The sequence below is a fragment of the Glycomyces sp. NPDC021274 genome (assembly GCF_040641195.1).
In the GTDB taxonomy this organism is placed as follows: Bacteria; Actinomycetota; Actinomycetes; order Mycobacteriales; family Micromonosporaceae; genus Glycomyces.
Map to the genome: position 1 here is coordinate 84,067 of NZ_JBFADC010000011.1, position 14,645 is coordinate 98,711.

Below are 14,645 nucleotides of genomic sequence, written 5' to 3' on the forward strand. Positions count from 1 at the left end.
TCGCGGTCGAGCAGGGGCGTGAACGCCCACCAGGTGAAGACGGCCACGGCCGCGCCGGTGGCCGCGCCCGCGAGCGTGTCGGTCAGCCAGTGGGCGTGCTGCCAGTTCCGGGAGAGCATCATGGCGCACGTCAGCACCACCGCCGCGGGCCACCAGCGCCGCAGGTGGCGGGCCGGGACCACGAGCACGGCGATGACGACCACGACTGCGGCCATGCGGGAGCTGTGCCCCGAGGGGAACGCCCACGAGCCGGTGTCCACCATGATGTCGGCCGGGCGGGGCCGCTCCCCCACGGCCTTCATCGCGTCGGTGACGAGTTTCGTCGCCGCGATGGCCGCGACGGCGTAGACGGCCGAGCGCCAGCGCCGGACGAAGAGCAGCGCGATCACGCCGACCACGCCGAGGACCAGGCCGAGTTCGCCGCCGAGGACGTCGAAGAACGCCGCCGCGCGCCAGAGCGGGGTGTCGGCCGGGCCGCCGACGAGGCCGTTCCACCAGTCGTCGAGGCCCTGCCACGGCGGCCCGGTGGGGTCGGTGCGCACCCAGATCGCGTCGCCGAGCACCGCCAGCGGCACGGCGATCGAGAGGATCAGGAGCAGCCGCGACCGCGGGAAGCCGTTCGGAGTCATGCGCGGCATCGTATCCGAGGAGGTCAGCACCAAGGCCAGTTGCACGCCTCTGAGGTCGACGGCTCCGGGTCGGGCTCGTCGGAAGTCGAGGGTTCGGGCTCGGGTTCGGACGACGTCGGGTCGGGGTCCGGGTCGGGTTCGGGCTCCTCGCTGGTGTCGTCGGGCGAGGGCGAGCCGGAGGCGCTCGGTGCGGCGGAGGTCGCGCCGCCGCAGCCGTCGGCGTCGGGGTTGGCCTCGCAGTACGCGCTGTCGGGGTCGATCTGGCCGTCGTCGCCGACGATGTCCTCGGTGAGGTCCTCGCCTTCGCCGGAGGCCCCGGGCAGCCGCTCGGCCTCGTAGTCGTTCGTTTCGATGGCGGTGTCGATCACGCTGCGCCACAATGAGACCCCGCCGTCGGCGGCGGCTTCGCCGTTGGCCCAGGCGGCGACGCTCAGCTGCGGTATCGCGCCGACGAACCAGGACTGGGTGGTCTCGCCGTGGTAGTCGGCGCCCGCGCCGAAGAAGTCGCGGTCCTCGATCGCCTCGGCTTCGCCCAGGCCCAGGTACTGCAGGTCCTGGGCGGTGGTGTCGGCGAGGGCCTGGTTGGTGGCGACCTCCTGCTCGGGCGGGACCTCCGCGTCGTCGGCGTCGATGACGCGCTCGATGAAGTGGGTGTCGGCCTGGAGGCCGTCCGCTGCGATGGTGGCGTAGACGCTCGCCATGTCGACGACGCTCACGGGGTAGGTGCCGAAGTCGGCGGCGTCGAGCCCGCCGTACTCGCCTGCGCTCAGGTCGTAGACGGTGCCCTCGCCGTCGGCGATGGCGTTGAGCCCCATGCGGTGTGCGGTCTCGAGCACCGCGTCGACGCCGTACTTCCCGGCGATGGCGTCCATCGCGTCGGTCCGCGACTCCTGGACGGCCGTGGCGAGGTTGACGTCGGCGTCCCCGTCGCTCCACCAGGACTCGATGGAGGCGCCGCCTTCGAGTGCGGTGGCGGCGGTGATCATGTCGAACACCGAGGACGGCGGGTGGGGTGCCGCGGCGCCGATCTGGTCGGTGCCGCTGGTGCGCTCGGCGCCGTAGTAGCAGCGCACCGCGCCCGTGCCGGGCTCGACGGCGACGACCCCGGCCTCGCCGGGGGTCTGCTCGGCGGCCTCTTGGAGGGCCTGGTCGAGGGTGAGGACGACGCGGAGGCCGTCGGGCCGGGAGGCCTCGTCGTAGAGCTGCTCGGGGGTGAGGCCGTAGCGCGCTTCGAGTTCGGCGTTGATCTGCTCGACCAGCGAGGGGTGCCGGTCGGCGAAGTCGGCGGGGAGGGCCTGGCCGCCCGCGTAGAGGTAGGCGGCGTCCTCCTGGTCGGCGCCGCCCGCGCCGCCGCCGGGGAGGTTGGCGAGCACGATGGTGACGCCGATGGCGATCACGAGGCCCACGGCTCCCGCGACGGCCAGGTGCAGCCGGTTGAGTTCGAGGTCGTCCAGCTTGCCGGGCAAGGGGATCGCGACGGCCGACGCGCCGGCCGCGCGGCGTCTGCCGCTGTAGCCGGCGCCGCGGGCTCCGGCTCTGCGGTGCCCGGGCGAACCGCCCTGCTCCGAGCCGGTCCGCCTCCGCCGCCTGCCGACGCGAGAGGGGTTCCCGTTATTCACACCACGTACCTTAAAAGGCGCGGACCATCCGCTAACCCCCGGCTCAGTGTTAACTGCGCGTAACCATCCGATTTGGACATGCAAATGGGGCGCCCCATCGCACCTGCGATGACGCGCCCCAAGGCATTTTCGGAGGTCAGTCCCGAATGGCCGCACCGAACCGCTCGGCCGCGACCGCCACTGCGGCGTCGCGCACCGCCACGCCCTCCTCGTTCGTGAGCGTCCGATCGGCGGCGCGCAGCTCGAGCTTGAAGGCGAGCGACTTCTTGCCCTCACCGAGCTTCGCGTCGCGGTAGACGTCGAAGAGCCGCAGCGAGTCGAGCAGTTCGCCCGCGCCTTCGCGCAGGGCCGCCTCGACCTCGCCGGCCGGGACCGACTCGGCGACGACGATCGCCACGTCGATGAGCGTGGCCGGGAAGTGCGAGATCACCGGCGCGGGCGCCAGGTCCGGCAGCGGCAGGGCCGTCAAGTCCAGCTCCATCGCGGCAGTGCGCCGGGGCAGACCCAGGCGCTCGCAGACCTCCGGGTGCAGTTCGCCCGCGTGGCCGACGACGACGCCGTCCACCCGCAGCTCCGCGCACCGGCCGGGGTGCCACGGCGCGGCCTCCCCTTGGGCGACTTGAAGATCCACGCCAGATGCGGCGGCCACGACCTCGGCGGCCTCGACCGCGTCGGCCCAGTCCGCGGCCCGACCGGGCGCGTCGACGCCGGAGGGCACGGCCTGGCCGCACAGCACCGCCGCCACATGGCGCGGCTGCACGGGCAGGCGCCGGATCGCGGCCGCGATGGCCTCGTCCTCGGGCCGCTTGGAGACGGGCAGCGCGACCACTTCGAGGTCGCTCCAGCCCTCGGCGGGCTGGAAGACCAGGCCCTCCTCGAAGACCGCGAGGTCCTTCGCGCCGCGCGCCAGGTTGAGGCGGACGGCGTTCACCAGGCTCGCAAGCACGGTGGTGCGCAGCAGCGGCGCGGCGTCGTCGAGCGGGTTGAGCACGGCGACGGCCTCGCGCTGCGGGTCCTTCTCGTCCAGGCCGAGCTCGTCGGCGCGGTCGCGGGAGACGAACGGGAACGTGTACGTCTCGGTGAACCCGTGGTCCGCCAAGGCGCGGGCCACGCGGCGGCGGCGCCGCTGCGAGGCGGTCAGGCCGGTCCCGGCGATCGCGCGCGGGATGCTCGAGGGGATGTGGCCGTAGCCGTGGAGGCGGGCCACCTCCTCCACGAGGTCGGCCGGGTCGGTCAGGTCGGGGCGCCAGGACGCGGGCACCACGGTGAGGACGTCGCCGCCCTCCACGGTGCCCTCCTTGACGATGCCGCCGATGACCTCGCAGCCGGCGGCTTCGAGCATCGCCACGATCAGTTCGCGGCCGTAGTCCACGCCGACGGTGCGCGAGGGCAGGTCCACGGGCATGACGATCGGCGTCGCGGGCTCACGGTCGTCGATGTCGGCCACGGCGTCCACAAGGGTCCCGCCGCCGTACTCGACCAGGAGGTCGGCCGCGCGCTGGGCGGCGAGCAGCGAGATCGCCGCATCCGCGCCGCGCTCGTAGCGCTTGGACGCCTCGGAGGTGAGCTTGTGCCGCCGTGAGGTGCGGGCGATCGCCGTCGGGTTCCAGTGCGCCGCCTCAATGAGCACGTTGCGCGTGTTCGGCCCGACCTCGGAGGTCTGGCCGCCCATGACGCCCGCGAGCGAGAGCGGGCCGGTGCCGTCGGTGATCAGCATGTCCTCGGGGTCGAGCTTGCGCTCCACACCGTCCAGAGTGGTCAGCGTCTCGCCCGGCTTCGCGCGGCGCACGACCATGACGTCCTCGAGCGCGTCGCGGTCGAAGGCGTGCAGCGGGTGCCCCAGTTCGAGCATCAGGTAGTTCGTGACGTCCACGGCCAGGCCCAGCGGGCGCATCCCGGCCTGGGTGAGCCGCTTGGCCATCCACTCCGGCGACTCGGCGTTCGCGTCCACGTCGCGCACCTCGCGCAGCGTGAAGCGCGTGCAGCCGTCGGTCTCGACCCGCACCGGGTAGGGCGGGTGCTCGGTCGCGGCGGGCTCGGCGGCCTTCGCGGCCGGGTCGGTGAACGCGACGCCGAGGCGGTGCGCGACCTCGCGGGCGATGCCGCGCACGGAGAAGCAGTAGCCCATGTCCGGGGTGATCGCCAGCTCGAACACGACGTCGTCGAGGCCGACCAGCGGGCGGGCGTCCTCGCCCACGGTGCCGCTCTCGAGCACGATGATGCCCTCGTGGTCGTCGGAGACGCCGAGTTCGCGGGCCGAGCAGATCATGCCGTCGGAGAGGCGGCCGTAGGTCTTGCGCGAGCCGATCTTAAAGCCGCCGGGCAGCTCGGCGCCCGGCAGCGCCACGACGACGAGGTCGCCTTCGGCGAAGTTCCGCGCGCCGCAGATGACCGAGCGCGGCTCGGCCTCGCCGACCTCGACCCAGCAGTGGCGGATCGGCTTCTTGAACTCGGTGAGCTCCTCGATGGAGGCGACGCGGCCGACCACGAGCGGGCCGGTCACGCGGCCGCGCAGGTCGTCGACCTCTTCGACTTCGAGCCCGGCCTCGACCAGGGCGGCGTCGAGCGCCTCCGTGGTGAGGTCCGCGGGCAGGGCGGCGTACTCGGCGAGCCAGGAAACGGGAATCCTCATCGTCTACTCCTCCACCTTCAGCCCGGCGGGGAACCGGACGTCGCCGTCGATGATGTCGCGCAGGTCGGTGATGCCGTGGCGCAGCATGAGCGCGCGCTCCACGCCCATGCCGAACGCGAAGCCCGAGTAGACCTCGGGGTCGATGCCGCAGGCGCGCAGGACGCGCGGGTTGACCATGCCGCAGCCGCCCCACTCGATCCAGCGCGGCCCGTCCTTGTGCGCGGCGAACCAGACGTCGACCTCGGCGCTCGGTTCGGTGAACGGGAAGTACGAGGGGCGCAGGCGGGTGATCGCCTCGGCGCCGAAGACCGACTTCGCGAAGTGGTCGAGGGTGCCCTTGAGGTCGGCCATGGTGATGCCCTTGTCGACCACGAGGCCCTCGGTCTGGTGGAACACCGGCGAGTGCGTCGCGTCGACCTCGTCGGTGCGGTACACGCGGCCGGGCGCGACCGTGTAGATCGGCGGCTCCTGCGTGAGCATGGTGTGGATCTGCACCGTGGAGGTGTGCGTGCGCAGCACCATGTTCGAGCCGTACCCGCCCTTGCCGTCCGCGATGTGGAACGTGTCCATCATGGTGCGGGCCGGGTGGTCGGGATGGATGTTGAGCGCGTCGAAGTTGAACCACTCGAGCTCGACCTCGGGGCCTTCGCCGATCTCGTAGCCCATGGCGACGAACAGGTCGGCGATGCGGTCCATCTGGACGTTGATCGGGTGGCGCGCGCCTTGGCGGCGGCGGGGCGTGCGGGCCGTGACGTCGACGGTCTCCTCGCGGAGGATCCGGGCCGCCTCGGCGGCCTTGAGGATCGCCTCGCGGGCCTCGAACAGGCCGGTGATCTCGGTGCGGGCGGCGTTCACATTGCGGCCGGCCTCACCGCGCTCCTTGCCCGGGATCGAACCGATCGCCCTGCGGGCCAAGGACACCGGGGCCTTGTCGCCGAGTGTGGCGGACTTGGCCGCGGCGAGTTCCTCGAGGTCGGAGGCGGCCGCAATGATCGCGGCGGCGTCCTTGACGGCCCCGGCGAGGGCCTCGGGCTGGAGCAGGCCAGCCTCATTGTCTGTGCTCATAACGTCTTTCTCCTGGCGGGACCTAAAGGAGTCTAAGGAAGGCAGGCGGCTCGGCCGCAGCCCGCTAGGGGAAGACGTGGACGACTAACGCCACAGCCCGCACCCGGCGGGCTGGATAAATTCGCGAGAGCCGATTGACATGACGCCATTCTAACTTCCTGCGCTGGGCGGCAGCACTCGCATAAAGGCAGACACCAGCGGCGACTGCGAGGTTCAGACTCTCGGCCTTGCCCCAGATCGGGACGCCGACCTTGCGGTGCGCGAGCGCGGCCGTGGCTTCATCGAGACCATGGGCCTCGGAGCCGAACAGCCACACCGTGGGCGCGGCAAGCTCGTCGGCGGCGTCGAGCGCGTACAGGTCGTCGCCGTCGGCGGCGGCGGCGAGGATCTGGGCGTGCGGGAACAGGTCGAGCGCGTCGGCCGTGTCCGCGGCCCGCACCACCGGCAGGTGGAACAGGCTCCCGGCGGAGGAGCGCACGCACTTGCCGTTGTACGGGTCGACCGAGTCGGTCGCGAAGACCACGCAGTCGGCCCCGGCCGCATCGGCGGCGCGCAGCACCGTGCCGGCGTTGCCGGGGTCGGTGATGCCGTGGAGCACCGCGACCAGGCGCGGCTCTTCCGGAAGGCTCTGCTCGAGGAACCGGCAGACGGCGACGAGCCCCTGCGGGGTCACGGTCTCTGCGAGCGCGGCCAGGCCGTCGTCGGTGCACGCGTGCACGTGGGCGCCCGCGGCGACGGCGGCGTCGATCAGGTCCGAGTGGCGGGTGTCGGCGTCGAAGTCGTAGAAGAGGTCTTCCACCACCCCGGCGCCGATGGCCTCGCGGACGGCCTGCGGCCCTTCGGCGAGGAACCGCTCGGCCTTGTCGCGGGCGCGGCGGCGCTGCAGCTTCCGGGCATTGACGACCCGGGACGATCGCGCGGTGAGCGCGTCCGTCCCGGGTGGGTCAAGTGGCATCTACTGCTCGGCGGGAGCGTTGACGTCCGCGGGGAGGGCCTTGCGGGCGACCTCGACGAGGGCGGTGAACGCCGCCGCGTCGTTGACGGCCAGCTCGGCGAGGATCTTGCGGTCGACCTCGACCTCAGCGAGGGACAGGCCCTGCATGAAGCGGTTGTAGGTGATGCCGTTCGCACGGGCGGCCGCGTTGATGCGGGTGATCCACAGCTTGCGGAACTCGCGCTTGCGGTTCTTGCGGTCGCGGTACGAGTACGTGTACGAGTGGAGCAGCTGCTCCTTGGCCTTGCGGTACAGGCGCGAGCGCTGCCCGCGGTAGCCCTTGGCCTCCTCGAGTACGACGCGGCGCTTCTTCTTGGCGTTCAGCGAACGCTTGACGCGTGCCACAGTTCAGTCTCCTTGCGTTAAAAGCGGATGGGTGTCAAACGGAGCGTGGGCTTAGAGGCCCAGCAGCTTCCGGACCTGCTTCTGGTCGGCGGGGGCGACTTCGCCGCGGCCCTGCTGCTCACGCTTGAACCGACCGCTCTTGTGCTCCATGAGGTGGTTCTTGCCGGCCTTGCGGCGCATCAGCTTGCCGGAGCCGGTCACCTTGAACCGCTTCTTGGCACCGCTGTGGGTCTTCATCTTCGGCATCGTGCTTCTCCTCTGTGTTCAATGCCGGTCGGGGCGGGCGCACTGCGGCGCCCGCTACCGGCCGGTGAGTCAGGTGCTCGGGGTCAGGCCTCGGGCTGCTTCTCGGCGGGCGTCGCCGCAGGAGCCTCTTCAGGGGCCTCTGCCACGGCTTCCTCGGGAGCCTCCGCCGGAGTCTCCTCAGGGGCCGCTTCCGGGGCCGCTTCGGCCTGCTCGGCGTCGCCGCCGCGGCTCTTGCGTCCGCCACCACTGCCACCGCTCGCCTTGATGATCTCGCCCTTGGGGCGGATCGGCGCGACGACCATGATCATGTTGCGGCCGTCCTGCTTCGCGGCCGATTCGATGATCGCGAGGTCGGACAGCTCTTCCGCGAGCTTGTCCAGCAGGCGCCGGCCGAGCTCAGGGCGCGACTGCTCGCGACCGCGGAACATGATGGTGATCTTGACCTTGTCCCCGGCCGTGAGGAACCGCACGATGTGACCCTTTTTGGTCTCGTAGTCGTGCTTGTCGATCTTCGGCCGGAGCTTCATCTCTTTGATGACGGTCTGCTGCTGGTTCCGGCGCGAGGCACGGGCCTTCTGGGCGGACTCGTACTTGTACTTGCCGTAGTCCATGAGCTTGCAGACCGGCGGACGGGCGGTGGGTGCGACTTCGACCAGGTCCAGGTCGACGTCGGCGGCCAGTTGCAGGGCCTTGTCGATCGACACGATGCCGACCTGCTCCCCTGCCGGGCCGACCAGGCGCACTTCCTTGGTCCGAATCTGGTCGTTAATACGCAGATCGCTGATGGGGCCTCCTTGGTGTTCGCGATGCTCGCCGATGCTGAGATCGGCGCCCCTGTGGCTGTTCCGGTCGTCGGGGCGGGAGCCCCGGCGGCTTGTCGGTGCAAGCGTGACCCAGCACAGGCCTCACGCGAGTGAGGTCCCCAAAAGAAAAGACCCCGGCGTCAGCCAGGGTCCACTCCAAGGGCACGGCGATCATGTCGCCGTACGTGACCCGTTCACCTGTCGGCGCCCCCGTGAGGGGGTCCCGGCTGCGGGTGGGAGCTGGACTCCGCTTGCGGCACCGTTCGCCGTCTGGGACGGCACGGTGCGATCGACACGCAATACTAGCACCTAGCTGCGGGACTGCTCCAAGAGTGCTCGCAGGTGTTTGATCGCCGCCACAGCGCGTTCCTTGTCGCTGACCTGGACGGCCATGATCGACATCTCGTCGTCGTCCGCGAGTTCCACGGTGGCCCAAGTCATCTTGTCCGTGAAGTTGATCGCGGTGACGAGCTGCCACGGGAAGTAGCGCTTGGAGGCGACGTTGGTCACCTCGATGCCCTTCTCGTCGGCGCGCACCCGCAGGCGCAGGAAGCTGAGGGCGATGCCGGCGCCGATGACGCCGAGGCCGATCATGGCGGCCTGGTCGGCCCAGGTGATCGCGCCGCCCTCGAAGGTCTGGCTGCCGAGGGTGAAGGAGAGGGCGGTGAAGCCGACGAACGCGACGGCCGCGCCGATCCAGGCGCCGATGCGGGACTTGCGGGGTCGGTAGTCAAGTTGACCGAGATCGCTCATGGTCTGCTCCTGTACGGCGGTCACGCGCGCTCCTCCATTGTCCTTCGGTTCGCGGCTCAAGGCAATTGGTCGATCTCGAGGCTCGAGTCGAATGCAAGCAGCGTCTTCGGCTCGCCCGTCACGATGGGCCAGCCGGGGCGGTTCAGGCCACACCACGCGACGTGCCCGGCGGCGATGTTGCCGTGCTGGCGCGAGCGCGAGAGCATGAGGCCGACGTCCCGGGCGGACTTCTGGTCGAGGTCCATCACGACGGTGACGGGCAGGCCGAGCAGGACGAGGAGGGCGTCGCGGTCGCGGCGGCGGGCCTGCGACCAGGCCTCGGCGAGGGCCCCGGAGGGGATCGCGAGGACCACGTTCTGCTCGAGCGCGGTGAAGACGACGGCCTGCGGGTACGGCATGGAGGTGGCGAAACCGACGATCGCGGACACGTCCAGGATGCGGCCGCCGATCACGTATCGGCCTCTCCTTCTTTGTCGTCGACGCCGAGCTTCTCGCGGGCCCAGGCCAGGTGCTCGGCGCTGGGGGCGCTGCCCTTGCGCTCGAAGAGGTCCTGGAGTTCGCTGAGCGAGCGGTCGCGCTCGAGGCGCTCGGCGACGGCGGCGGCGACGTACTCGTCGACGGAGGGGGCGCGTCCGACCGCGACGAGGCGGCGGATCTGCTCGAGCTGGGAGCCGGAGAGCGTGACGCTCGGTCTCGTGGGCCCGGCCCCCGCGCCGGCGGGAGGATTGAGCGACGAATTGGCGCGATCGGTCACGATTTCCAGGGTAGCGGTGGCTCAGGCGTTCGCACTAGCCGCCATCGCGCTCTCACGTCAGTAGTACCGTCGTGGTGAGGCACATCCACCTCAATGCTCATTCGGCGAAGCTTGCGAGCCGAACATTTGCACCGCCTGGATGGGAAGGACCTGTCATGGCTGAGAAGAAGTCCGGCGAGCGGCCACACGACCCCAAGTTCCCCGAGAAGTTCCTGAACTTCATGCGCACCGGCTGGGGCGCGACGGAGCTCGACGTGGCCGAGTCGGCGCAGGCGGCCTACACGGCCCGCCGCCGCGAGGCGGTCTCGGCGGCCTTCCCGGGCGAGACGGTCGTCGTTCCCACCGGGTACGAGAAGACCCGCTCGAACGACACCTTCTTCCGCTTCCGCGCGGGCTCGGACTTCGCCTGGCTCACCGGCGACCTCGACCCCGAGGGCGTGCTCGTGCTGCACTCGAACGGGTCGGGCCACGACGCGGTGCTGTACCGGCGCCCGCGCAAGGGCTACGACTCGGACGAGTTCTTCCGCTCCGCGAAGTACGGCGAGCTGTGGATCGGCCGCAAGCGCTCCCTGCAGGAGACCAGTGTGGAGCTGGGCATCGAGGTCCGCGACGTGGAGCGGCTCGAGAGCGAGCTGCAGGGCCTGGAGCGCGGCAAGGTGCGCGTGCTGCGCGGCTTCGACGCCGGCGTGGACGCCCGCTTCGCGGCCGAGGAGCCGGCCTTGGGCGCCGAGGGCCACCCGCAGCTGACCCGCGACGGTGAACTCGCCGCGGTGCTCTCGGAGCTGCGCCTGGTCAAGGACGCGTGGGAGCTGGAGCAGCTGCAGAACGCGGTCGACATCACGGTGCGCGGCTTCGAGGACGTGGCGCGCGTGCTGCCCTCCAGCGGCTCGATCCCCGAGCGCACCCTGGAAGGCGTGTTCGGGCTGCGCTCGCGCCTGGAGGGCAACGGCCTCGGGTACGACTCGATCGTGGGCGCCGGATCGCACGCGACGACCCTGCACTGGATCACCAACGACGGCCGCACCACGCCGGGCGAGCTGATCCTCATGGACATGGGCGTGGAGAACAACCACCTCTACACCGCCGACGTGACCCGCACGCTTCCGGTGAGCGGCAACTTCACGCCGCTGCAGCGGGAGGTGTACGACATCGTGCACGCCTCGCAGCAGGCGGGCATGGACGTCATCAAGCCCGGCACCGAGTTCCAGGAGATCCACCAGGTCTGCATGCGGGTGCTGGCCGAGGGCCTCAAGGACCTCGGGGTCCTGCCGGGCTCTGTCGACGAGGCGCTCGACAAGGACTCGCTGATCTACCGCCGCTGGACCCTGCACGGCTTCGGGCACATGCTCGGCCTCGACGTGCACGACTGCGCGAACTCCCGCCCCGAGCACTACTACAAGGGCGCGGTGCAGGAGGACTTCGTGCTCACCGTCGAACCGGGCCTGTACTTCCAGGCCAACGACGAGCTGGTGCCCGAGGAGCTGCGCGGCGTCGGCATCCGCATCGAGGACGACGTGCGGGTCACCGCCGAAGGCTGCGAGAACCTCTCGGCCGGGCTGCCGCGCACGGCGGACGAGGTGGAGTCCTGGCTCGGCGAGCAGCGGGCCGCGGGTCCCCGCCTGGCGGCCTAAGATCCTATAGGATATATCCTATGGGATCGGGCGCGAGACGACGGAGAGCCGGGGCGGTCGTGACCCGGATTTCCCGAAGCGTATAGTCCGAATTAAGACTTATATCCACCGCACCGGGCCGACGGTGGCAGGCGCACCGCACACCGAAACGCCTGCCGCCGTCGGCCTTCAAACTGCCCCGGTACCCCGGATGCGTTCTCCCGCATCAAGATGCAGCCTCGCAGCCCCTCGTTAGGCTCGGCTAAGCAACTCCCTCGAAACATCGAGTGCTACAGTTGGCCTCGTAAATAAGACGGACGTACTGTTTTAGAGTCGGCGGCTCTGCCCGACCCCGGTTCCCGGCCCTTCAGGTTGGGGCAGACTGAAGCCGACCTTCAAATCCTGAATCGAGGAGCTCTCATGGTGAGCACGGACTCCTTCGGCGCCCGCGAGACGCTGCGGGTCGGCGAACACGAATACGACATCTTCAACATCGCAAAGGTCGAGGGGCACGACCGGCTGCCGTACAGCCTCAAGGTCCTCCTCGAGAACCTGCTGCGCAACGAGGACGGCGCGGACATCACCGCCGACCACATCCGGGCGCTCGGCTCCTGGGACCCCGCCGCCAAGCCCAGCACCGAGATCCAGTTCACGCCCGCCCGCGTGATCATGCAGGACTTCACCGGCGTCCCCTGCGTCGTCGACCTCGCCACCATGCGCGAGGCCGTGCGCGACCTCGGCGGCGACCCGGCCAAGGTCAACCCGCTCGCGCCCGCCGAGATGGTCATCGACCACTCCGTGATCGTCGACTTCTTCGGCCACCCCGACTCCTTCAAGCGCAACGTCGAGCGCGAGTACGAGCGCAACCGCGAGCGCTACCAGTTCCTGCGCTGGGGCCAGACCGCCTTCGACGAGTTCAAGGTCGTCCCGCCCGGCACCGGCATCGTCCACCAGGTCAACATCGAGCACCTCGCGCGCGTCGTCATGACCCGCGACGGCGTCGCCTACCCCGACACCTGCGTCGGCACCGACTCGCACACCACCATGGAGAACGGCATCGGCGTCCTCGGCTGGGGCGTCGGCGGCATCGAGGCCGAGGCCGCGATGCTCGGCCAGCCGATCTCCATGCTCATCCCGCGCGTCGTCGGCTTCAAGCTCTCCGGCGACCTCCCGGCCGGCACCACCGCCACCGACCTCGTGCTCACCATCACCGAGATCCTCCGCGACCACGGCGTCGTCGGCAAGTTCGTCGAGTTCTACGGCGAAGGCGTCACCGCCGTGCCCGTCGCCGACCGCTCCACCCTCGGCAACATGGCCCCCGAGTTCGGCTCCACCTGCGGCATCTTCCCCATCGACGAGCGCACCGTCGACTACCTGCGCCTCACCGGCCGCACCGAGGAGCAGATCGCCCTCGTCGAGGCCTACGCCAAGGCCCAGGGCATGTGGCACGACCCGTCGAAGGAGGCCGCGTACTCCGAGTACCTCGAGCTCGACCTCTCCACCGTCGTGCCCTCCATCGCCGGACCGAAGCGCCCGCAGGACCGCATCCAGCTCGACCAGGCCGGGCACCAGTGGCGCCGCGACGTCGCCAACTACGTGACCGACGAGGCCGGCGAGGAGTCCTTCCCGGGCTCCGACGCCCCCGCCCAGTCCCCCAACGGGAACCGGCCGCACAACCCGCAGACCGTCAAGTCCGAGACCGGCGAGTTCGAACTCGACCACGGCGCCGTCGTGATCGCCGCGATCACCTCGTGCACCAACACCTCGAACCCGTACGTCATGGTCGGCGCGGGCCTGCTCGCCAAGAACGCCGTCGAGGCCGGCCTGCTCTCCAAGCCGTGGGTCAAGACCTCCCTCGCGCCGGGCTCGCAGGTCGTCACCGGCTACCTCACCCGCGCCGGACTCTCCCCGTACCTCGACAAGCTCGGGTTCAACCTCGTCGGCTACGGCTGCACCACCTGCATCGGCAACTCCGGACCGCTCCCCGAGGAGACCTCGGCCGCGGTCCAGACCGGCGACCTCGCCGTCGCGGCCGTCCTCTCGGGCAACCGCAACTTCGAGGGCCGCATCAACCCCGACGTCAAGATGAACTACCTCGCGTCCCCGCCGCTGGTCGTCGCCTACGCGCTGGCCGGCACGATGGACGTGAACCTCACGACCGACGCGATCGGCAAGGGCAAGGACGGCCAGGACGTGTTCCTGCGCGACATCTGGCCCTCCGCCGAGGACATCCGCGAGGTCGTCGACGGCAACATCGGCCGCGACATGTTCCTCAAGGAGTACGCCTCCGTCTTCGACGGCGACGAGACCTGGCAGTCCCTGCCGATCCCGACCGGCAACACCTTCGAATGGGACGACGCCTCGACCTACGTGCGCAAGGCCCCCTACTTCGAGGGCATGCCGGCCACCCCGGCCGCCGTCGAGGACATCACGGGCGCCCGCGTCATGGCGAAGCTCGGGGACTCGGTCACGACCGACCACATCTCCCCCGCCGGCTCCATCAAGGCCGACTCGCCCGCCGGCTCGTACCTGAAGGACCAGGGCGTGTCCCCGGCCGACTTCAACTCGTACGGCTCGCGCCGCGGCAACCACGAGGTCATGGTCCGCGGCACCTTCGCGAACATCCGCCTGCGCAACCAGCTCGCGCCGGGCACCGAAGGCGGCTGGACCCGCGACTTCACCCAGGCCGGCGGCCCGGTCTCGACCATCTACGACGCCTGCCAGAACTACGCCGCCGAAGGCACCCCGCTGGTCGTCTTCGCCGGCAAGGAGTACGGCACCGGCTCCAGCCGCGACTGGGCCGCGAAGGGCACCCGCCTGCTGGGCGTCAAGGCCGTCATCGCCGAGTCGTACGAGCGCATCCACCGCTCGAACCTCATCGGCATGGGCGTCCTCCCGCTCCAGTTCCCCGAAGGCGAGTCGCACCAGAGCCTCGGCCTCACCGGCGAGGAGACCGTCTCGATCACGGGCGTCACCGCGATCAACGACGGCATCCCCGCCACGGTCACTGTGACCGCCGTGAGCCCCGATGGCGCGGAGACCACCTTCGAGGCCGTCGTCCGCCTGGACACCCCGGGCGAGGCCGAGTACTACCGCAACGGCGGCATCCTCCAGTACGTCCTCCGAGGACTGCTGGCGAGCTAGCGCCGTGAACGAACGCGAGGGGCGGACCGTTGCCGGTCCGCCCCTCGCTTC

The 14,645-nt window shown here is 70.5% G+C and carries 12 protein-coding genes and 1 pseudogene; 2 read left to right on the top strand and 11 right to left on the bottom strand.

Features of this window, described 5'->3' with window-relative positions; genetic code table 11:
• Positions 1-80: 80 nt before the first annotated feature.
• The 11 genes and pseudogenes from AB0I03_RS21475 to AB0I03_RS21525 all read right to left on the bottom strand — a co-directional run.
• Positions 81-638 (bottom strand): annotated as a pseudogene (locus AB0I03_RS21475) (phosphatase PAP2 family protein); the annotation flags it as partial.
• Between the two features lie 14 nt (positions 639-652).
• Positions 653-2,248 carry a penicillin-binding transpeptidase domain-containing protein gene (locus AB0I03_RS21480; RefSeq protein WP_360415514.1) on the bottom strand — a complete coding sequence of 532 codons (1,596 nt, stop codon included), beginning with the start codon at positions 2,246-2,248 and terminating at the stop codon, positions 653-655.
• Between the two features lie 136 nt (positions 2,249-2,384).
• Entirely contained in the window at positions 2,385-4,880 is a 2,496-nt protein-coding gene (pheT, locus tag AB0I03_RS21485; protein ID WP_360415516.1) for a phenylalanine--tRNA ligase subunit beta, read from the bottom strand.
• 3 nt (positions 4,881-4,883) lie between these two features.
• Positions 4,884-5,945, bottom strand: coding sequence for a phenylalanine--tRNA ligase subunit alpha (gene pheS / locus AB0I03_RS21490; RefSeq protein WP_360415518.1), 1,062 nt, complete (start codon positions 5,943-5,945; stop codon positions 4,884-4,886).
• Positions 5,946-6,009: 64 nt separating this feature from the next.
• On the bottom strand, positions 6,010-6,900 hold the full coding sequence (locus AB0I03_RS21495) for an RNA methyltransferase (protein ID WP_360415520.1): 891 nt from the start codon (positions 6,898-6,900) through the stop codon (positions 6,010-6,012).
• Positions 6,901-7,284 carry a 50S ribosomal protein L20 gene (rplT, locus tag AB0I03_RS21500; RefSeq protein ID WP_360415522.1) on the bottom strand — a complete coding sequence of 128 codons (384 nt, stop codon included), beginning with the start codon at positions 7,282-7,284 and terminating at the stop codon, positions 6,901-6,903.
• A gap of 51 nt (positions 7,285-7,335) precedes the next feature.
• Entirely contained in the window at positions 7,336-7,530 is a 195-nt protein-coding gene (gene rpmI / locus AB0I03_RS21505) for a 50S ribosomal protein L35 (RefSeq protein WP_270114111.1), read from the bottom strand.
• An 83-nt stretch (positions 7,531-7,613) separates the two neighbouring features.
• Complete coding sequence (gene infC / locus AB0I03_RS21510) at positions 7,614-8,300, bottom strand: translation initiation factor IF-3 (RefSeq protein ID WP_360415679.1); 687 nt, start codon at positions 8,298-8,300, stop codon at positions 7,614-7,616.
• A gap of 342 nt (positions 8,301-8,642) precedes the next feature.
• Entirely contained in the window at positions 8,643-9,110 is a 468-nt protein-coding gene (locus AB0I03_RS21515; RefSeq protein WP_360415524.1) for a PH domain-containing protein, read from the bottom strand.
• Positions 9,111-9,142: 32 nt separating this feature from the next.
• Positions 9,143-9,538 carry a hypothetical protein gene (locus AB0I03_RS21520; protein ID WP_112140276.1) on the bottom strand — a complete coding sequence of 132 codons (396 nt, stop codon included), beginning with the start codon at positions 9,536-9,538 and terminating at the stop codon, positions 9,143-9,145.
• Positions 9,535-9,840 (bottom strand): hypothetical protein, encoded by a 306-nt coding sequence (locus tag AB0I03_RS21525; RefSeq protein WP_360415527.1) that lies wholly within the window; start codon positions 9,838-9,840, stop codon positions 9,535-9,537. The genes AB0I03_RS21520 and AB0I03_RS21525 overlap by 4 nt, the downstream gene beginning before the upstream one ends.
• A 155-nt stretch (positions 9,841-9,995) precedes the next feature.
• On the opposite strand from AB0I03_RS21525, the gene AB0I03_RS21530 reads away from it, so the two are divergent.
• Together AB0I03_RS21530 and acnA are read left to right on the top strand one after the other, a co-directional pair.
• The gene (locus tag AB0I03_RS21530; RefSeq protein WP_360415529.1) at positions 9,996-11,471 is read left to right on the top strand and encodes an aminopeptidase P family protein; all 1,476 of its coding nucleotides are present in this window, start codon (positions 9,996-9,998) and stop codon (positions 11,469-11,471) included.
• 402 nt (positions 11,472-11,873) lie between these two features.
• Positions 11,874-14,594, top strand: coding sequence for an aconitate hydratase AcnA (gene acnA, locus AB0I03_RS21535; protein ID WP_360415681.1), 2,721 nt, complete (start codon positions 11,874-11,876; stop codon positions 14,592-14,594).
• The last annotated feature ends 51 nt before the right edge of the window (positions 14,595-14,645 follow it).

What these genes read in the sequence shown, in the direction of transcription:
- pheT (WP_360415516.1), bottom strand. Translation starts at nt 4,880, where the DNA reads ATGAGGATTCCCGTTTCCTGGCTCGCCGAGTACGCCGCCCTGCCCGCG.
- pheS (WP_360415518.1), bottom strand. Translation starts at nt 5,945, where the DNA reads ATGAGCACAGACAATGAGGCTGGCCTGCTCCAGCCCGAGGCCCTCGCC.
- AB0I03_RS21495 (WP_360415520.1), bottom strand. Translation starts at nt 6,900, where the DNA reads ATGCCACTTGACCCACCCGGGACGGACGCGCTCACCGCGCGATCGTCC.
- rpmI (WP_270114111.1), bottom strand. Translation starts at nt 7,530, where the DNA reads ATGCCGAAGATGAAGACCCACAGCGGTGCCAAGAAGCGGTTCAAGGTG.
- AB0I03_RS21530 (WP_360415529.1), top strand. Translation starts at nt 9,996, where the DNA reads ATGGCTGAGAAGAAGTCCGGCGAGCGGCCACACGACCCCAAGTTCCCC.